17 protein-coding genes are annotated in these 18,202 nt (G+C 57.7%); 14 read left to right on the top strand and 3 right to left on the bottom strand.

Annotation, left to right across the window (positions count from 1 at the left end; translation table 11 throughout):
• Positions 1-86 precede the first annotated feature (86 nt).
• The 7 genes from fabF to ACVBEG_RS18785 all read left to right on the top strand — a co-directional run bounded on the left by fabF (position 87) and on the right by ACVBEG_RS18785 (position 6,371).
• On the top strand, positions 87-1,331 hold the full coding sequence (gene fabF / locus ACVBEG_RS18815) for a beta-ketoacyl-ACP synthase II (protein ID WP_322180826.1): 1,245 nt from the start codon (positions 87-89) through the stop codon (positions 1,329-1,331).
• The gene (pabC, locus tag ACVBEG_RS18810) at positions 1,331-2,146 is read left to right on the top strand and encodes an aminodeoxychorismate lyase (RefSeq protein WP_322180824.1); all 816 of its coding nucleotides are present in this window, start codon (positions 1,331-1,333) and stop codon (positions 2,144-2,146) included. The genes fabF and pabC overlap by 1 nt, the downstream gene beginning before the upstream one ends.
• A gap of 3 nt (positions 2,147-2,149) precedes the next feature.
• Positions 2,150-3,283: an endolytic transglycosylase MltG gene (mltG, locus tag ACVBEG_RS18805; RefSeq protein ID WP_323565953.1), complete on the top strand. Its 1,134-nt coding sequence runs from the start codon at positions 2,150-2,152 to the stop codon at positions 3,281-3,283.
• Positions 3,284-3,302: 19 nt separating this feature from the next.
• Positions 3,303-3,935 (top strand): dTMP kinase, encoded by a 633-nt coding sequence (tmk, locus tag ACVBEG_RS18800; RefSeq protein WP_322180820.1) that lies wholly within the window; start codon positions 3,303-3,305, stop codon positions 3,933-3,935.
• Positions 3,928-4,914 carry a DNA polymerase III subunit delta' gene (locus tag ACVBEG_RS18795; RefSeq protein WP_323569285.1) on the top strand — a complete coding sequence of 329 codons (987 nt, stop codon included), beginning with the start codon at positions 3,928-3,930 and terminating at the stop codon, positions 4,912-4,914. The genes tmk and ACVBEG_RS18795 overlap by 8 nt, the downstream gene beginning before the upstream one ends.
• A gap of 301 nt (positions 4,915-5,215) precedes the next feature.
• Positions 5,216-5,572 (top strand): PilZ domain-containing protein, encoded by a 357-nt coding sequence (locus tag ACVBEG_RS18790; protein WP_322180816.1) that lies wholly within the window; start codon positions 5,216-5,218, stop codon positions 5,570-5,572.
• A 13-nt stretch (positions 5,573-5,585) separates the two neighbouring features.
• Positions 5,586-6,371: a TatD family hydrolase gene (locus ACVBEG_RS18785; protein ID WP_322180814.1), complete on the top strand. Its 786-nt coding sequence runs from the start codon at positions 5,586-5,588 to the stop codon at positions 6,369-6,371.
• Positions 6,372-6,621: 250 nt separating this feature from the next.
• Here ACVBEG_RS18785 and ACVBEG_RS18780 read toward each other — a convergent pair whose 3' ends face one another.
• Positions 6,622-7,755, bottom strand: coding sequence for an aminotransferase class V-fold PLP-dependent enzyme (locus ACVBEG_RS18780; RefSeq protein ID WP_322180812.1), 1,134 nt, complete (start codon positions 7,753-7,755; stop codon positions 6,622-6,624).
• Positions 7,756-7,833: 78 nt separating this feature from the next.
• Here ACVBEG_RS18780 and ACVBEG_RS18775 point away from each other — a divergent pair, with 78 nt between their 5' ends.
• The 6 genes from ACVBEG_RS18775 (at position 7,834) to ACVBEG_RS18750 (ending at position 14,873) form a co-directional block, all read left to right on the top strand.
• Entirely contained in the window at positions 7,834-8,475 is a 642-nt protein-coding gene (locus ACVBEG_RS18775) for a TetR/AcrR family transcriptional regulator (RefSeq protein ID WP_322180809.1), read from the top strand.
• A 135-nt stretch (positions 8,476-8,610) separates the two neighbouring features.
• The gene (locus ACVBEG_RS18770) at positions 8,611-9,579 is read left to right on the top strand and encodes a GTP 3',8-cyclase MoaA (protein WP_322180807.1); all 969 of its coding nucleotides are present in this window, start codon (positions 8,611-8,613) and stop codon (positions 9,577-9,579) included.
• Between the two features lie 128 nt (positions 9,580-9,707).
• Positions 9,708-10,310, top strand: a complete 603-nt coding sequence (locus ACVBEG_RS18765; protein ID WP_323565956.1) for a DUF4823 domain-containing protein — start codon at positions 9,708-9,710, stop codon at positions 10,308-10,310.
• Between the two features lie 10 nt (positions 10,311-10,320).
• Positions 10,321-10,881 carry a DUF1285 domain-containing protein gene (locus ACVBEG_RS18760; protein WP_323565957.1) on the top strand — a complete coding sequence of 187 codons (561 nt, stop codon included), beginning with the start codon at positions 10,321-10,323 and terminating at the stop codon, positions 10,879-10,881.
• A 106-nt stretch (positions 10,882-10,987) separates the two neighbouring features.
• Positions 10,988-11,998 carry an aspartate-semialdehyde dehydrogenase gene (locus tag ACVBEG_RS18755; RefSeq protein WP_447108182.1) on the top strand — a complete coding sequence of 337 codons (1,011 nt, stop codon included), beginning with the start codon at positions 10,988-10,990 and terminating at the stop codon, positions 11,996-11,998.
• A gap of 88 nt (positions 11,999-12,086) precedes the next feature.
• Positions 12,087-14,873: a FimV/HubP family polar landmark protein gene (locus ACVBEG_RS18750; protein ID WP_447108181.1), complete on the top strand. Its 2,787-nt coding sequence runs from the start codon at positions 12,087-12,089 to the stop codon at positions 14,871-14,873.
• Between the two features lie 126 nt (positions 14,874-14,999).
• Here ACVBEG_RS18750 and ACVBEG_RS18745 read toward each other — a convergent pair whose 3' ends face one another.
• Together ACVBEG_RS18745 and arsA are read right to left on the bottom strand one after the other, a co-directional pair.
• Entirely contained in the window at positions 15,000-16,040 is a 1,041-nt protein-coding gene (locus ACVBEG_RS18745; protein WP_322182790.1) for an acyltransferase family protein, read from the bottom strand.
• Between the two features lie 225 nt (positions 16,041-16,265).
• Complete coding sequence (arsA, locus tag ACVBEG_RS18740) at positions 16,266-18,023, bottom strand: arsenical pump-driving ATPase (RefSeq protein ID WP_322180797.1); 1,758 nt, start codon at positions 18,021-18,023, stop codon at positions 16,266-16,268.
• On the opposite strand from arsA, the gene ACVBEG_RS18735 reads away from it, so the two are divergent.
• On the top strand, positions 18,022-18,174 hold the full coding sequence (locus ACVBEG_RS18735; protein ID WP_322180795.1) for a hypothetical protein: 153 nt from the start codon (positions 18,022-18,024) through the stop codon (positions 18,172-18,174). The two genes, arsA and ACVBEG_RS18735, sit on opposite strands and share 2 nt — an antisense overlap.
• The last annotated feature ends 28 nt before the right edge of the window (positions 18,175-18,202 follow it).

The raw sequence follows: 18,202 nt of genomic DNA, 5'->3' as shown, positions 1-18,202 counted from the left end.
CGGGAAAAACCGCACTGCCATCACGGCGTGCGGTTTTTTCTTTAGAAGTGATGTAAAGAGTCGTCAATAGATTAAAGGAGAGTGCTGTGTCGCGTAGACGCGTCGTAGTCACCGGTATGGGTATGTTGTCGCCATTGGGCACGGACGTTCCGAGTTCCTGGCAGGGCATTCTGGCTGGTCGCAGTGGCATTGGTCTGATCGAACACACGGACCTTTCGGCCTTTACCACCCGTTTTGGCGGCTCGGTAAAAGGCTTCAACGTTGAGGAATATCTGGCGCCCAAAGAGGCACGGCGTCTCGACCTTTTCATTCAGTACGGTTTGGCCGCGAGCTTTCAAGCCGTGCGCAACTCCGGGCTTGAAGTGACCGACGCTAACCGTGAGCGCATTGGCGTTGCCATGGGTGCGGGCATCGGTGGCTTGACCAATATCGAGAACAACAGTCGTTCTTTGCATGAGCAAGGGCCGGGGCGGATTTCTCCGTTTTTTGTACCGGGCTCGATTATCAACATGATCTCTGGCTTCCTGTCGATCCATCTGGGTGCACAGGGGCCTAACTACGCCATCGCAACGGCGTGCACCACCGGCACCCATTGCATTGGTATGGCCGCACGCAACATCGCCTACGGTGAAGCTGACGTGATGATCGCCGGGGGCGCGGAAATGGCTGCCTGTGGTCTGGGCATGGGTGGCTTTGGTGCGTCGCGGGCGCTGTCTACCCGCAATGACGACCCTGCACGGGCAAGCCGTCCGTGGGACAAAGGCCGTGATGGTTTCGTCTTGTCCGATGGCGCTGGAGCCTTGGTGCTTGAAGAGCTGGAACACGCCAAGGCGCGTGGCGCGACCATCTATGCAGAGCTGATCGGCTTTGGCATGAGTGGCGACGCTTATCACATGACCTCGCCACCCGAAGACGGTGCCGGCGCTGCACGTTGCATTGCCAACGCGCTGCGTGACGCCAGGATCAATGTCGATGAAGTGCAGCATATCAACGCTCACGGCACATCGACCCTGGCGGGCGATTTGGCCGAAGCATCGGCGATCAAGACTGTCTTTGGCGACCATGCCTACAAGCTGGCCATCACGTCGACCAAATCGATGACCGGCCACTTGCTCGGTGCCGCAGGGGCGGTCGAGGCGATCTTCAGTATTCTGGCGATCAACGGCCAGGTTGCGCCGCCGACGATCAACCTTGATGAGCCGGGCGAAGGCTGCGATCTGGACTTTGTCCCGCACGAGGCTCGAAGCATGCCTATCGATGTCGTGCTCTCCAACTCCTTCGGGTTTGGCGGCACCAATGGCTCGCTGGTGTTCCGTCGGTACGCTGATTGATGCCGAGCTGGATCAATGGTCGTCCAGCTGAGACCCTGCCCGTGACGGATCGGGGTCTGGCTTACGGCGATGGTTTGTTTGAAACCATTGCCGTCAAGGCCGGGCGACCCTTGCTGTTCGAACGTCACCTGCAGCGCCTGGCGACAGGTTGCAGTCGATTGGCGATTGCTGCGGATCAATCATTGATCCGCAGCGAATTGCTGGCGTTTGCTGCGCAGTTGGGCGAGGGCGTGATGAAGTTGATTCTCACCCGTGGCGACAGCTTGCGTGGCTACGCACCCGCACCCATGGCCGAGCCACGGCGCATCCTTCAGGGCGGCGCGGCGCCAGCCTATCCGGCGGCTCATGCCGAGCAGGGTATCTGCCTGTTTGAATGCCTTACTCGTTTATCTGAACAACCCCTGTTGGCCGGGCTCAAGCATCTGAATCGGCTGGAGCAGGTGCTCGCGCGTAGCGAGTGGCAGGACAGCGCATACGCCGAAGGGCTGATGTGCGATACCTCCGGGCGGATAATCGAGGGTGTGTACAGCAATGTCTTTCTGATCAAGGAGGGTGTGCTGCTGACCGCCGACCTGAGCCGTTGCGGCGTGGCCGGTGTGATGCGCGCAGAACTGCTGGCTCAAGCCCGGACGCTGGGCATTGGCACTGAAGAACGCGACATCCAGTGGCTCGATCTGGAGCAGGCGGACGAGGTTTTTCTGAGCAACAGTGTCTACGGTGTGTGGCCCGTGCGAGGGGTTGCACGGCTGAACTGGCCGGTTGGCCCGCTCACCCGTAAACTGCAGGGCATTGCTCGCGCGCTTCTGGATGTTTGATCGGTGATTCGTAAATTATTGGTGTTGTTCGAAGGTTGTCTGGTCCTGGCAGGGTTACTGCTGGGCCTGTCTGTCTGGCAACAGGATGCAGCGCTGAAGCAGCCCTTGAACCTGACTCAGGAACAGTTACTCGACGTCCCCGCAGGCTCCACGCCCACTGGCGTGCTTAATCGTTTGCAGGCCGACGGGGTGATCAAGGACGCCTTCTGGTTGCGTCTTTACTGGCGTTTTAATCTGTCGGATCAATCGTTCCACAGCGGCGAATACCGCATGACACCCGCAATGAATGCCAAGGCGCTACTGGGGTTGTGGCATCGTGGCGAGGTGGTGCAATACAGCCTGACACTGGTTGAAGGCTGGAATTTCCGTCAGGTCCGTGCGGCCTTGGCCAAGCAGCTCAAGCTTGAGCAGAACCTGGCCGGGTTGAGCGACACGGAGTTGATGGCCAGGCTGGGCCACGCCGATGTATTCCCTGAAGGTCGTTTCTTCCCTGACACCTACCGTTACGTACGCGGCATGAGCGACGTCGACTTGCTCAAGCAGGCGTACAACCGCCTGGATGAAGTCCTGGCGGAGGAGTGGACCAAACGTGCGGCTGAGGTGCCTTATGTCGACCCGTATCATGCGTTGATCATGGCCTCGCTGGTCGAAAAAGAAACCGGCGTGCCTCAGGAGCGTGCGCAAATCGCCGGCGTTTTTGTCCGGCGCCTGCAGATGGGGATGTTGTTGCAGACCGATCCTACCGTGATCTACGGCCTCGGTGAGCGTTACAACGGCAAGTTGACCCGTGCTTCCCTGAAAGAGCCAACGCCCTATAACACTTATGTCATCGCTGGTTTGCCGCCGACCCCGATCTCGTTGGTGGGACGCGAAGCCATCCATGCCGCGCTTAATCCAGTGCCTGGCAGCAGCTTGTATTTCGTTGCTCGCGGTGACGGCAGTCATGTGTTTTCTGCTGATCTGGACGCCCATAACAACGCGGTTCGCGAGTTTCAGCTCAAACGACGTGCGGACTATCGTTCCAGTCCGGCGCCTGTTCCCGCTCCGGGCTCCATGCCAACGTCGGAGCCAGAGGTCGTACCGGCTCCCGCATCCACTGCCACGCCAGATGAAAAAAGCGAGCAGGGCCCGCAATGAATTTGATTAAGGACTGCCTGTGACTGGCTTGTTTATTACCCTGGAAGGTCCGGAAGGCGCCGGTAAAAGCACCAACCGCGAATACCTGGCCGAGCGCCTGCGCGCCCATGGTGTCCATGTTGTGCTGACCCGGGAGCCGGGCGGCACGCCTTTGGCTGAGCGGATTCGCGAGCTGTTGTTAGCGCCGAGCGATGAACCGATGAACGCCGATACCGAGCTGTTGTTGGTATTCGCTGCCAGAGCCCAGCATCTGGCTGAAGTCATTCGTCCGGCACTGGCTCGCGGGGCAGTGGTGCTGTGTGATCGGTTTACAGATGCAACCTACGCTTACCAAGGGGGTGGCCGTGGCTTGTCCCATGAGCGAATCGCCGTCCTGGAGCATTTTGTTCAGGGTGATCTGCGTCCCGATCTGACCCTGGTGTTCGACTTGCCGGTGGAAGTGGGTCTGGCGCGTGCGACGGCCCGTGGGCGGCTCGACCGTTTCGAGCAGGAAGGTCGGACGTTCTTCGATGCCGTGCGCAGTACCTATCTGAAACGTGCGGCCGCCAGTCCTGAGCGCTACCGTCTGGTGAACGCAGCGTTGTCGCTGTCGGAGGTTCAGCAGTCACTTGATGGCTTGCTGCCCGAGTTGCTGGAGCTTCAACGTGGCTGAGGCCTACCCGTGGCAAGAAAGTCTTTGGCAGCAACTGGCCGGGCGTAGCCAGCACGCGCACGCTTACTTGCTTCATGGGCCTGCGGGCATCGGCAAGCGCGCACTGGCGGAGCGCCTCATGGCTCGCTTGTTGTGTCAGCGCCCTGAAGGACTGGACGCGTGTGGTCAGTGCAAGTCCTGCCTGCTACTGGTCGCGGGCAGTCACCCGGATAATTACGTGCTGGAGCCGGAAGAGGCGGACAAAGCAATCAAGGTCGATCAGGTTCGCGATCTGGTCAGCTTCGTCGTGCAGACCGCGCAAATGGGCGGTCGCAAGGTGGTGTTGATCGAGCCTGCCGAGTCGATGAACGTCAACGCCGCTAACGCATTGCTCAAAAGCCTCGAAGAACCTTCCGGCAATACCGTGCTGTTGCTGGTCAGTCATCAGCCGAGCCGTTTGTTGCCGACGGTCAAAAGCCGTTGCGTGCAACAGGCCTGTCCGCTGCCCAATGAGGCGATGAGCCTGGACTGGCTGGCCAGCGCGTTGCCCGATTGCGCGGAGGATGAGCGTGTCGAACTGCTGGCGCTGGCCGCCGGTTCGCCCTTGGCGGCAGTCAGCCTGCAGGCTCAGGGCGTACGGGAGCAGCGGGCGCTGGTGGTGGACGGTGTGAAAAAACTGCTTAAACACCAGCAATCACCCACTCAGCTGGCTGAAGGCTGGAAAGATATTCCGCTGTTGTTGCTGTTCGACTGGTTCTGCGACTGGTCGCATCTGATTCTGCGCTATCAGCTGACCCAGGATGAGGCGGGGCTAGGCTTGGGGGATATGCGTAAGGTGCTGCAATACCTGGCGCAGAAATCCACTCAGAGCAAGGTCCTCGGGATTCAGGACTGGGTGCTGGCCCAGCGTCAGAAAGTCATGTCCAAAGCCAATCTTAACCGGGTGTTGTTGCTCGAAGCGTTGTTGGTGCAGTGGGCAGGCTTGCCCGGACAAGGTTAGACTCTAGGGTCTGTTGACGTTTGGTGACGACCGCGACGGAGGCCCATTTGGCGCAGGGCGAGGCGCGAGGAACGCGGTTTGGTTGTTCCAAATAAGTTCCGAGCAACGCAGCCCTGCGCCAAATGGGCCCCGTCCCTTCGGGTTGCGCGCCAACGTGCGCGAGGCTGCGTTGCGGGATTTGCCAAGGGAACAACCATTAGCGGCATCCCGCGCCTTGCCTCGCACACGTTGGCATCGCAACGCGGTTCGCCAACAAACGTCAACAGACCCTATTATTCGGATCATGTCCCCAGGAGTTGCAATGAACTTGCCGCTGAGTCCAGGCCCACGGAACGGCATTTTGTCCCTGACGATCAAGGACAAATCCGTGTTGTACGCCGCTTATATGCCATTCATCAAAAATGGCGGGCTGTTCATCCCTACCAGCAAAAGCTACAAGCTGGGTGACGAGGTGTTCATGCTGCTCAACCTGATGGACGAGCCGGAAAAAATCCCGGTGACGGGCAAGGTTGCCTGGATAACGCCCAAGGGCGCTCAGGGTAATCGGGCGGCGGGAGTTGGCGTCCAGTTCAATGATGGCGACAACACGGCCCGGAACAAGATTGAAACGTACCTGGCCGGAGCCCTGAAATCCGACCGTCCAACCCATACCATGTAGTTGCCATCCTGCCATGCTTGTAGATTCCCATTGCCACCTCGACCGTCTCGATCTCGCTGTGCATGCAGGTTCGCTCGATGCAGCCCTTGACGCTGCACGGGCGCGGGGCGTCGGGCATTTTCTGTGCATCGGTGTCAGCGCCGAGAATGCCGGTGCGGTCAAAGCCTTGGCTGAGCGTTATGACGACGTGGATTGTTCGGTGGGTATTCATCCGCTGGACCTGCAGCCGGGCGAGGCACCGGCACTGGACTGGCTGCTGGATGAGCTGAATCACCCGCGGGTGGTGGCCATTGGCGAGACGGGACTGGATTACCACTATGAGCCTGAGGCTGCCGAGCTTCAGCAACAATCGTTTCGTCTGCACCTGCAGGCGGCCAGCATCACGGGCAAGCCGGTTATTGTGCACACTCGTGGCGCTCGCGCCGACACCTTGAACCTGTTGCGAGAAGCTGCGTTGCCGCACGCTGGCGTACTGCACTGCTTTACCGAGGATTGGGAGATGGCCAGGGCGGCGCTGGACCTGGGGTTTTATATCTCGTTGTCCGGGATCGTCACCTTCCGTAATGCCGATGCTCTGCGAGACGTGGCACGTCAGGTGCCCGTCGATCGATTACTGGTGGAGACCGACTCACCTTACCTGGCACCGATTCCTTATCGAGGCAAACCCAACCTTCCGCAATATGTGCGGGAAGTGGCAGAGTTTCTGGCGATGTTGCGTGGTGAGTCCTACGAGCGTTTTGCCGAGCAGACCACTGAAAACTTTAGGCGGCTGTTCCCTCTGGCGCACGTGAAGCGCTAGGCACTCTTTTCTCGAGCGCTGCCCTGCAGGGTATTTTCATGCAAAAAAAACCCGGGCTCTGGGGGGGGAATCCGGGTTAAGACCATTAGGAGTAAAACAAAGGCGCTCGGTCCATCGGCACCTTCATTGACGCGTCACTTGGGGGAGATGTCGCGTCAACTATCTTAGTATTGGTCATGATTGGCGGGCGTCCAGTCGCAGATGCTCATTTTTTAAACAGATTTGGAATACATCCGCTTCTGTTGAGTTCTCAATGAGCCGCCAGCGTGCGTACGATGGCCAATGTCTCTTCGATCACCCGCGACTCAGTATAAAAGTGTGGGGAAAATCTGACGCCGGGTCCACGTTGAACGCACACCACCTGTTCCCGTTTAAGGTGCTCGAATACGTGGGCGTTCGCTATACCGTCCAGGCTGAAGCTCAGGATTCCCGCGCGTTTCTCAGGGTTTTTTGGAGTGTGCAAGCGGACACCTGGAATGGCGCTCAACCCGTCTTCGAGCCAGAGAATGCGCTCGGCAATGGCCTTCCCCACTGCGTCCATGCCGACGTCTTCGAGCAGCGAAAGGCTGGCCTCTAATGCCATGGTGCCAAGCATGTTCGGGCTGCCGCATTCGAAGCGGCGCGCAGACAGGGCGGGCTCCCATGTCGTGCGGTTGTAGTCACCCATGTGCTCGAGCATGTGCCAGCCGAACTCACTGAGTTTCAGTTGTGGTCGCAATTCGCTGCGGCAATAAAACACGCCCAGGCCTTCCGGGCCCAGCAACCACTTATGGCCGTCTGCCATGGCGAAGTCGCATTGGTTTGCCTGAACATCAAAGGGCAGGGCGCCCAGTTGCTGGATAGCATCAATGCAGAACAGCACGCTGCGTTGTTTGCAGCCCTGGCCCAGACGCTCCAGATCCAGGCGCAGGCCCGAAGCGTATTGCACCGCGCTGATCGACAGCAGGCGTGTGCGAGCACCGCAGGCGGCGAGCAGCGCCGCCTCAGGGTCGTCGTTTTTGAGGCTGACCTGGATGACTTCGACGCCTTGGGGCGCCAGCGCCTCCCAGACGATGCGGTTGGATGGGAACTCTTCATCGCTGATAACGATCTGGTCGCCGGCTTTCCAGTCCAGTCCAAATGCAACGAATGACAGCGCTTCCGAGGTATTTTTGACCAGAGCGATGTCATCGGTCGACGGTGCGTTCAGTAGGCGCATCAGGCGTTCACGCAAGCGTTGCTCTACCACCATCCAGTCTGGATAGTCCCTCGCGCCCAATAAAACGTTCTCCTGGGCAAAGCGGCTGACGGCGGTCGCGGCGCGTTTTGGCCAGGGGGCGACCGCAGCGTGGTTTAAATATCGCAGGCCCGGGGCCTGTGCAAATTCATCAAGAAACGTAGACATGGTCGGATGATCCGTGCAATTTGGCGCAAGTTAGGCATAATACGCGGCTTCGATTTTGACCCCTACAGACCTTTTCTTATGCAAAAAGAACCTCGTAAGGTCCGTGAGTTTCGTCGCCGCGAGCAAGAAATTCTCGATACCGCGCTAAAGCTGTTCCTCGATCAAGGTGAAGACAGTGTCACCGTCGAGATGATCGCTGATGCCGTGGGTATCGGCAAAGGCACCATCTATAAGCACTTCAAGTCCAAGGCGGAAATCTACCTGCGCCTGATGCTCGACTACGAGCGCGATTTGAACGAGTTGCTCCACTCTGCCGACGTCGACAAGGATAAGGAAGCTTTATCCCGCGCCTACTTCGAATTCCGCATGCGCGATCCTCAGCGCTACCGGTTGTTCGATCGACTGGAAGAAAAAGTGGTCAAGGGCAATCAGGTGCCGGAGATGATCGAGGAGTTGCACCGGATTCGCGCGTCGAACTTCGAGCGCCTGACCCTGTTGATCAAGGGGCGGATCAGCGAAGGCAAGCTCGAAGATGTGCCGCCTTATTTTCATTACTGTGCGTCCTGGGCACTGGTGCATGGCGCCGTGGCCCTGTATCACTCGCCGTTCTGGAGCAATGTGCTGGAAGATCAGGAGGGCTTTTTTCAGTTCCTGATGGACATCGGCGTGCGTATGGGTAACAAGCGCAAGCGTGATACCGATACCCCGCCAGGCAGCTGATATATTCGGTACCGTTATAGCGTCAGGTAGTGAATGCAGGGATCGTTGGTGCGGGAATATACTGGGCCCCGGGGTTGGTTGAAACGTGATGTCCAGTCATGTTTTACCGGCCTAATTTCTTAGCCGGAGTCGCTCATGATCGTTGACCGTCAAGGCAGGCGTTTCCGCAACTTGCGAATCAGCCTGACTTCAGCCTGCAACTATGCGTGTACCTACTGTGTGCCCAACGGCAAGCGGTTGGTGGCTGCGCAGGATGAATTGTCGGCCGATGCCATGGCGCGTGGCGTAGCCTATCTGATCGAAGCCGCGGGCATTGAGCGTTTGCGTATTACTGGCGGCGAGCCACTAGTGAGCCCGAAGCTGGAAGCGTTCATGGGGCGAGTCGGTCAATTGGGGCTGGCTGATATCAGCCTGACCACCAATGGACAATTACTCGCTCGCAAGCTGCCATTGCTGGTCGATGGGGGTATTCGTCGGCTCAATGTGTCCCTCGATACCCTTGATCCTGTGGCCTTCCGCCAGATTGCCCGTGGCGGGGATCTGGCCAGCGTGCTGGACGGCATGGATCAGGCGCGCGCCGCCGGGATCAAAATCAAAGTCAATATGGTGCCGCTGCGCGGGCAAAACCTGGATCAGGTGATGCCGATGCTCGACTACTGCCTTGAGCGCGGATACGAGCTGCGGTTTATCGAGTTGATGCGCATGGGCCATCTGGCCAACGATTCGAATGCCTTCCTGCAGCAGTTTGTCAGTCTGCAACAATTGCTGGCATTGATCGGCGAGCGTTATGAGTACCTGCAAGCCGACGCGCCAGTCGATGCTACAGCTGTCCGCTATCAAATTCCCGACCTTGGTTTTTTCGGCGTGATTGCCAACGAAAGCGTACCGTTTTGCCGTACCTGCTCACGTTTGCGCCTTTCTTCCACGGGCTGGTTGCACGGTTGCCTGTCCTCCAGCAACCGCCATTACGTAGGCGATCTGTTGGATAAGCCACGCCACGAAGCGTTGCCAGCGCTCCAGCGTTTGCTGGTCAGAGCCTTGGGCGACAAGCAAGAAGTCGCGTTTTCCGGCGGCGCCACGATCATGAAAATTATTGGCGGCTAAGCTTCTCGCATCCCGGCGTTCCCACGTAAAACTGTCCATCATCGTCGCTCATACACTGCTTGATGGCGCGGAAGCTGCATCTTGTGCCCATTCGCCGGTTTTCCGTCACCGGCACGAGGGAGTGGATGATGCGTAGTCTGGTTTTGCTACTGACGCTTCTGGCGTTGAGTGGCTGCATGAGTGTCAGTGACATGGGGCAGGGCGCTCACGATCAGTTGAGTGATGCGGGCTTACTCGATCACAGCAACACGAGTCGCGCGAACAATCTGCGTATACAGGCAGACTCCTTTATCTATATTGCCCAGGGCTCATTCGTTCCCCCCGGCAATGCCTATCCGCGGCCTAATGTCGTGGCGGAAGAAGCCTTTGACGGCTTTGTCGAATACTTCCCTATGGTTCGTCGGGCCCGAGCGCCGATTGGTCTGGATGCAGCCTTAAGCGAGGCGCGCGCGGCGGGTGCGCATTATTTGCTGTACACCCGTTTCGCCAAAGCTGACGACAGGATTGGCAACACTGACGAATGGCACGACCAGCAAGCCGTGGATCGGCTGGGCGTCGACAGCGGCGTGATTCAGCTGATGCTGATCGAAACCAGTACCCGCTATTTGATCGATACCGCACGGATTCACACCCGCGGCGGATTGCTGACACTGCGCAACACTAAGCCCGAAGATTTGCTTGGTCCACCCCTGGAGGACTACGCTCGCAGTCTGTTAGGCATGAGTCGCTAAGGAGAAAGGCATGAGTGGTTCCGGCAATGCCAACGATCTATTCGCGCAGATTCCCAAGTCGAAGGGGTTGCCGCCTGTTCATCTGTGGAATCCCGATTTTTGCGGCGATATAGATATGCGTATCGCCCGTGACGGCACGTGGTACTACCTCGGCACGCCCATTGGACGTAAGCCCATGGTGCGCCTGTTCTCCACGATCATGCGCCGTGACGGCGACGACTACTTTCTGATCACTCCCGTGGAGAAGGTCCGGATCAGGGTGGATGACGCACCTTTTGTTGCAGTCAGCCTTGAAGTGGAAGGCCAGGGCGAAGATCAGCGTTTGCGCTTCACCACCAATGTCGAGGATCAGACCGAGGCGGGGCCCGAGCATCCGATACGGGTAGAAATTGACCCGCTCACTCAGGAACCAGCGCCTTATGTCCATGTGCGGGTCAATCTGGAAGCGCTGATGCACCGCAATGTGTTCTATCAATTGGTTGATCTGGCGGTAACGCGAGAAATAGATGGCCAGCGTTGGTTGGGCGTATGGAGTGGTGGCGAATTTTTTCGAATCGGACTCGAACCCTGAAGTGGGTTGTCAGCAGTTCTGGACCTGTCTCTGTTCCTGCGGTTAATTGCCTGTCGGTACCTCGACGGTTAAAGTGCCGCTCCCCGTTTTTGCTTGAGGTTTTTGCATGAAGCAGTCCTTTGATATTGCCGTGATCGGCGCCACCGGCACTGTTGGCGAAACCCTCGTCCAGATTCTTGAAGAGCGCGAGTTTCCGGTGGCCAGTCTGCACTTGTTGGCGAGCATCGAATCGGCGGGCCATTCGGTGCCGTTCAAGGGCAAGAACGTGCGCGTGCGTGAAGTGGATGAATTCGATTTCAGCAAAGTCCAGCTGGTCTTTTTTGCCGCTGGCCCAGCCATTACCCGCAGCTATGCAGCGCGGGCGACAGCGGCGGGTTGCACGGTGATCGATCTGTCGGGCGGTTTGCCGGCTGAGCAGGCGCCCACTATTATTCCAGAAGTCAACGCGGCCCTGCTTGGCGCGCTGAGAAAGCCGTATCAAATTGCCAGTCCCAGCCCGTCGGCGACGGCATTGGCAGTGGTGATCGCGCCGTTGCGTGCGCTGCTCGGCGTCGTCCGGGTCAATGTCACTGCCTGCCTTGCGGTGTCCAGTCAGGGCCGCGAAGGGGTGGCGGAGCTGGCTCGGCAAACCGCTGAGCTGCTCAATGTGCGACCGATGGAACCACGCTTTTTTGATCGGCAGATGGCGTTCAACCTGCTGGCTCAGGTCGGTACGCCCGACACCCAAGGCCATGCGCCGTTGGAAAAGCGTTTGGTCACAGAGTTGCGCGAGTTGCTTGCCATGCCATTGCTTAAGGTGTCCGCTACCTGCGTTCAAGCTCCTGTATTTTTTGGCGATAGCTTTAGCGTTTCGCTGCAGCTATCGGGCGCGGTCGATCTAGCGGCAGTCAATGCTGTGCTGGAGGCTGCACCGGGAATCGAACTGATTGAAGCGGGCGATTACCCCACGGCGGTTGGTGATGCCGTGGATCAGGATGTCGTCTATGTAGGACGAGTGCGTACAGGGATCGACGACCCGGAGGAACTTAATCTGTGGATCACGTCTGATAATGTGCGCAAGGGTGCGGCGTTGAACGCTGTGCAAGTGGCTGAATTGTTGATAAAAGACCTTGTGTAAAAGATACTTGGCAACAATTCAAGAATCGTTTTAGCTTTCAGACTTTACCTTCTCGGTTGCCGAGGAATATTCAAACAAGGGATGGGCTATGGTTCAGGTTCGCAAACTGGTTTTAGCAATCGCTGCCGCTTCGGCGTTGTCGTCCGGTATGGCGCATGCGTTGGTGCTCGGGGACCTGACATTGAAGTCGACCCTGAACCAGCCTCTGGTTGCCGAGATCGAGTTGCTTGATGCGCGAGACCTGAATGCCGGGCAGGTAGTGCCGAGCTTGGCGCCATCCGCTGATTTCGCCCAGGCTGGCGTTGCTCGGCAGGCATTTCTCGATGATCTGACGTTTACCCCGGTGCTGAATGCCGGCGGTAAAAGCGTTCTGCGGATTACGTCGAGCAAGCCGGTTCGTGACCCCTACATGAAATTCCTCGTGCAAGTGCTCTGGCCTAACGGCCGGTTGCTGCGCGAATACAGCCTGTTACTCGATCCGCCGAAGGCTACGCCGGAAGCGGCCGTTGCTGCGCAACTTCCGGCCACTGCGCCCGCCGAGCCTCAAGCACCGGCCGCAACGCCGCCTGCACCGGTAGAGGCGCCTGCGCCGACTCCGGTCGCGGAGGCTAAACCTGCTCGATACACCACCAGTAAACGCGATACGTTGTGGGAAATCGCCGCCCGCGTGCGCAATGGTGGGTCGGTTCAGCAGACCATGCTGGCCATTCAGGCGCTGAACCCGGATGCGTTTATTGGCGGTAACATCAATCGGCTGAAAACCGGTCAAGTGTTGCGTCTTCCCGATCAGCAGCAAATCACCACGCTCCCTCAGCCGCAGGCCGTCGCTCAGGTGGCGGAGCAAAATGTGGCCTGGCGTCAGCGTCGCAGTTTGCCCGCAGCCGCGCGTCAGGTTGATGCGACCCGTCGCGCTCGTGCCGACGCCGCACCTTCCAAGGTCGACGCGCAGGATAACTTGAGCCTGGTCTCGGGCAGCTCCAAGGCGGGCGGCAAAGGTGCCTCGGGTGATAGCAAGGCGCTCAGCAACAAGCTGGCGGTAGCCAAGGAAAACCTCGACACGACGCGTCGTGATAATGCGGAACTGAAAAGCCGCATGACTGATTTGCAAAGCCAGTTGGACAAGTTGCAGCGCTTGATCCAGTTGAAAAATGATCAGTTGGCGAAGATGCAGGCTGATGGGGCGACCGCACCTGGCGCCACTAATACCGTGCCACCGCTACCTGCTGAACTGGTCGCGGCTGATATGGTTGCGAAGGTCCCGGGCGAGATTGCGCCCGAAGATGCTCTGCCACCGGGTGCTGCGCAAGCCAGCGCAGCGCCGGATGCCGCGCCGATCGCTCCTGCGCCTGCCGCGCCCGCAGCAGAAGAAAATGCAGATAATGCATTGAATCAATTGCTTGCCAGCCCGCTGATGTTGGGGTTGGTGGGTGGCGGCGCGCTGTTGATTGCGCTGCTCTTGCTGCTGCTCCTGGCGCGACGTCGCAATGCTCGGCAAGCGTCTGACAAACATAAACGTATGGCTCGGGCGCTGGCCGAAGAAACCCAGTTTGCGGCTGACATGGATTTGCCTGAAGACAGTTTCGACGGTGTCGATGTTCCGCCGCCAAGCGTCATGCTGGCGCCAGTGCCAGTGCCAGTACCTGCCGTTGAGCCGGTGCGTGAACGATCGGCTGATGTTCTTGGTCAGGCAGAGGTTCATCTTGCCAACGGTCGTCTCAATCAGGCTGCCGAACTTCTGGAAGAGGCCATCAAGGAAGAGCCGCAACGCAGCGACCTGCGCCTGAAACTGATGGAAGTCTATGCAGAGCAAGGTAATCGCAGTGGCTTTACTGGCCAGGAACGCAAGTTGGTGGCCACCGGCAAAAATCACGCTGAAGTCGAACAACTGAAAAGCCGCTATCCGACGATGCTGGTGGCAGCAGTTGCTGGCTTGAGCGCTGCGGCCCTGGCAGCCGAACTAGACGCCAACTACGTCGAGGACCTGATGCTTGACGAGCCTGAAGCGCCTGCTCCGGCAGCAACTCCGGCTCCAGTTCTAACACCAACACCAACACCAACACCAACACCTGCTCCGGTTCCAGCTCCGGCGCCTGTCGCGGAGTCCGATGATCTCGATGATTTTGACCAGGATTTCGACCTGAGTCTGGATGATCTGGAAGAAGCCTCGCCTGCGATCATCAAAAACCCGGTCGAGTCGACGCTCGATGATGTGCCTGTTTTGGGCGACGATCTGGACCTTGATGCGCCTTTGGTGACCGACGCGTTGCTCGATGATGACCTGAATTTTGACGCGGTGTTGCAACAACAGACGGACGCCAGGAAAGCCCCGTCCGATGATTTGGCAGATTTCGACTTGGATCTCCCGGAAGAGCAGCCATCGTTGAGTGCCGAGGATGACTTCCTGCTCAGCCTCAAAGATGACCTGCGAGATCTTCCCGCTTTTGATGACGCTCCGACCCTGGATCAACCCGTCGTCGATAAGTCGTCTGCGGACGATCTGGAATTGCCGGCTGATTTCGACCTGTCGTTGGCCGATGAAATTGACGCTGAAGCAGCGCCCGATGCTTTCGATTCGGAACTCAACGACGTCAATGCCGAGCTGGATCGTTTGTCCCAGAGCCTTGAGCACCCACCGATCGCCAAGCCGTTCGAAGCCCCGGGCGTTACCGCAGAGGACGCAGCTCTCGCGGACGACGAGCCTGAGTTCGACTTCCTGGCGGGTACGGATGAGGCTGCGACCAAGCTTGATCTGGCCAGGGCTTACATCGAGATGGGCGACAACGATGGCGCCCGCGATATTCTCGACGAAGTGGTCGGCGAAGGTGATGAAACCCAGAAAACCGAAGCACAGGAGATGCTGGCGCGCTTGCTCTGAGTCGATGCTCTTGGTTTTACCGTATGACGACCGCCTTGGCGGTCGTTTGCGTTTATGGCGTTTGGCAGGTTCGTCATGGACGGTGTGGGGCATCCTCCCTGAGGCGTGCCCCCGGTGACTCAGGGTTTAAGTTGAGCTGGCCTTTTTACTCAGCCTTCCGATCAGACAGGTTGCAGAAATGGACGGAGGGGGTACGAAGAGGAAGTTTAATTTGTAGCGTTCAATGAGCGTGAGGGCGAGCAGTGGTACGGTTATGCCAACCAGAGTTCCTACCGCCAAATGAACGGACGCAGCCTGTACTCCGGCGACCTTCACTAGGATTATCCGTGCACCGCTGCCGGCCAGAACATGCATTAGATAGATCGCCATGGAGGACGTCCCTAAAAACATGAACCATTCCAGGCGAACTTTATCCAGGCACATGGACAACGACACAACAAACAGAATCGAGACCGCCGCGAGCATTAATGCCGTAACGCCGACGACGTCGTAGGTCAGTCCCAGTACGAAGTGAAAAATGTATTGCCCCGCCAGAAAAGCAATACCAAGGCCCATCGCCAATGCCTTGCAGCGCCGCTCGAAAAAATCCTTTATATCGTTGAATACAATGCCGAAGACAAAGAAAACGGTATTTCCGGCTATGTAATATACGATGACCCCTGCGTGCAGTTCTTTGCTGACCACAAACAGGACAGCGAAAAACAAGAGCAACAGTGCCGAATAAGCCTTGCTGACCAGCGAATAAATAAGCGCACTTAAAACAAAGATCCAGAAAAGAGCATACAAGAACCAAAACTGCGCCCTTGGATTCCAGGCAAAAGAAAGCACATCGAAATAAGAGGTGCTGTGGGTGGTGTAATTCGACAGTGCAAACTCAATACTGCCTTGCAACAAAGACCAGATAATGAATGGATAGGCGATGGTATCAATTTTGTTGACGATCAGTCCGCCCGCGCCACGCTTCGTGAGCGACTCGTAAAAGAACAGGCCTGACAGGAAGAAAAACAGCGGCATGTGGAAGCTGTAAATAATGCTGTCTACCATTCGAAATGTATAGGCATCGATAGGCAGCCCGGCACTGTAAACGCCTCTGGCGACGTGACCATATACAACTAAAATGATACCTATCGCTTTTGCGTAATCAACCCAATAGCTTCTGTCCCTCATCGTAAAAACGCCTGTGTAGTGTGGATGTTTACTGCTGGCGATCGGCAAACGCAAGCTTAGTCGGGTATCAGGTTTGTGCCAGTTCCCAGGCGCAGATAACCACGCCGCGGTCTCGTTGCCTTTCGTCCGCCAAACCGGGTCTTGTTTGGGCGTGGAAGGGCTCTGGAGATTGCGGCGTGTCCTGCGCATGGCACTGCAGGGTAAAGGGGAGAAACAGCAGAAAAACTACAGTGCTGCACTCAATCCAAGCAAACGTTCTACCCCGACAGGCTCCTCAGCCATCAGCGGGATTACGGCATAGCGGTGAGCATGCTCGTGGATTACATGATCAATTTCCTTGAGCTCATTTGTCGCCCGCTTACGAAGCAGTGGGGATTGGGTCTTGGCTGCCGCGATGCTGTTGTTGATCACCCAGGCCCAAGGCTCAATACCCGCCCGTCGCAGGTCGGCTTGCAGATTGGCAGCCTCTAGCACGGGGGTTGTTTCAGCCAGCGTGACAAGTAAGACCTTGGTTTTCTTGGGGTCTTGAAGCTGCATCATCGGCGTCGTGAAGTGGGTGTTGCTGCCTGCCATCTGCCGGGCGATATCGCGATGATAGGCACCGGTGGCATCAAGCAACAAAAGGGTGTGACCGGTTGGGGCAGTATCCATGATCACGAACTTCTTGCCAGCCTCCCGAATAATGCGCGAGAAGCTCTGGAAGACCGCGATCTCTTCGGTGCAGGGAGAGCGAAGGTCTTCCGCCAAAAGCGCTTTTCCCTGCTCATCCAGATGCGCGCCTTTAGAGGCCATCACTTGATCGCGATACCGCTGGGTTTCAACGTGAGGATCAATGCGACTGAGGGTGAGGTTTGCCATTGAACCGTCCAGGGTTTCTGCTAGATGAGCCGCCGGGTCGGACGTGGTGAGGTGAACGGGCAATCCTCTGTGTGCCAACTCGACGGCCACCGCCGCCGCCAGTGTTGTTTTACCGACGCCGCCTTTACCCATGACCATCACCAGTCCATGGCCATCAGCCGCAATGTCATCCACCAGGTCGCTCAAGCTGGGCGCATGAATCTCGGTAGTTGGAGAGTCAAGCGTTTCAGCCGCGCCGTCGTCTTCGCGTAACAACTGTTTCAGTGCATCAATCCCAACCAGGTTGAAAGCTTTCAGGGGGAGTTGATCAGCGGGCAACGCCTTGAGCGCGTCCGGCATCTGCGCAAGGGCTTCTTGTTCCCGTGCATATACTGCGGCAGCCAAAGGATCTTTATCAGCTTCAGTCCTGGGCAAAATCCCGTTGACCACCAGGTATTGCTGGCGCAGGCCGATACTCGCAAGTTCCTCGTGGGTGTGTGCAGCTTCGCGTAGCGTGGCGTTCTGGGCACGAGCGACCAGGATGAGTCGAGTCAGTGCCGGATCGGACAAGGCTTCAACCGCCTTGTGATATTGATCACGCTGTTTGTCGAGCCCCGCCAATGGCCCTAGACAAGAGGCATCGCCTTGACCTGCTTCAAGGAATCCACTCCAGGCGCCAGGCAGTTGGAGTAGGCGAATGGTGTGCCCGGTAGGCGCTGTATCAAAGATGATGTGATCATAGTCATGGAGCAACGTGGCGCTCACCAATAGCGCTGTGAATTCATCGAAGGCGGCGATTTCTGTTGTGCATGCCCCGGACAACTGTTCTTCCATGCCCTTTACGACATTGGCGTCCAGCACACCGCGTGCAGGCCCGATAATGCGATCTCTGTAGGCTTGGGCTGCCGCCTGCGGGTCGATTTCGAGCGCAGATAAATGAGCAACTGCGGGTACAGGGGTTATGCGGTTGCCAATGCTGATGCCAAATACCTGGCCAACGTTGGATGCAGGATCGGTACTCACCAGAAGTACGCGTTTCCCTCGTGCCGTCAGTTCCAGGGCCGCGGCGCAGGCAATCGACGTTTTACCTACACCCCCCTTGCCAGTAAAAAACAGAAAGCGTGGTGCGTTCTCGAGAAACTGCATGAGCGACTCCGTCAAGGTTCAAGTGGCCATGTGTGTCGCTCAGAACGTACGACACATGAAGGCGGTTGGCGATTTTATCGGGCTTGAACATGATCGCCTACAACGTGTGGTCTTCGCCATTGCGTGCAATACCGTGTACCCGACGTGCTAATCTTTTTAGCCTCTTTCATCCTCCCAGG

The sequence above is a fragment of the Pseudomonas sp. GG8 genome (genome assembly GCF_052976945.1).
This window is presented reverse-complemented; position numbering and strand designations above follow the sequence as displayed.

Bases quoted from the DNA above. Each gene is read 5' to 3' on its own strand.
- pabC (WP_322180824.1), top strand. From the start codon at position 1,331: ATGCCGAGCTGGATCAATGGTCGTCCAGCTGAGACCCTGCCCGTGACG.
- ACVBEG_RS18790 (WP_322180816.1), top strand. From the start codon at position 5,216: ATGAACTTGCCGCTGAGTCCAGGCCCACGGAACGGCATTTTGTCCCTG.
- ACVBEG_RS18785 (WP_322180814.1), top strand. From the start codon at position 5,586: ATGCTTGTAGATTCCCATTGCCACCTCGACCGTCTCGATCTCGCTGTG.
- ACVBEG_RS18780 (WP_322180812.1), bottom strand. From the start codon at position 7,755: ATGTCTACGTTTCTTGATGAATTTGCACAGGCCCCGGGCCTGCGATAT.
- ACVBEG_RS18775 (WP_322180809.1), top strand. From the start codon at position 7,834: ATGCAAAAAGAACCTCGTAAGGTCCGTGAGTTTCGTCGCCGCGAGCAA.
- ACVBEG_RS18770 (WP_322180807.1), top strand. From the start codon at position 8,611: ATGATCGTTGACCGTCAAGGCAGGCGTTTCCGCAACTTGCGAATCAGC.
- ACVBEG_RS18765 (WP_323565956.1), top strand. From the start codon at position 9,708: ATGCGTAGTCTGGTTTTGCTACTGACGCTTCTGGCGTTGAGTGGCTGC.
- ACVBEG_RS18760 (WP_323565957.1), top strand. From the start codon at position 10,321: ATGAGTGGTTCCGGCAATGCCAACGATCTATTCGCGCAGATTCCCAAG.
- ACVBEG_RS18755 (WP_447108182.1), top strand. From the start codon at position 10,988: ATGAAGCAGTCCTTTGATATTGCCGTGATCGGCGCCACCGGCACTGTT.
- ACVBEG_RS18750 (WP_447108181.1), top strand. From the start codon at position 12,087: ATGGTTCAGGTTCGCAAACTGGTTTTAGCAATCGCTGCCGCTTCGGCG.
- ACVBEG_RS18745 (WP_322182790.1), bottom strand. From the start codon at position 16,040: ATGAGGGACAGAAGCTATTGGGTTGATTACGCAAAAGCGATAGGTATC.
- ACVBEG_RS18735 (WP_322180795.1), top strand. From the start codon at position 18,022: ATGAGCGACTCCGTCAAGGTTCAAGTGGCCATGTGTGTCGCTCAGAAC.
- arsA (WP_322180797.1), bottom strand. From the start codon at position 18,023: ATGCAGTTTCTCGAGAACGCACCACGCTTTCTGTTTTTTACTGGCAAG.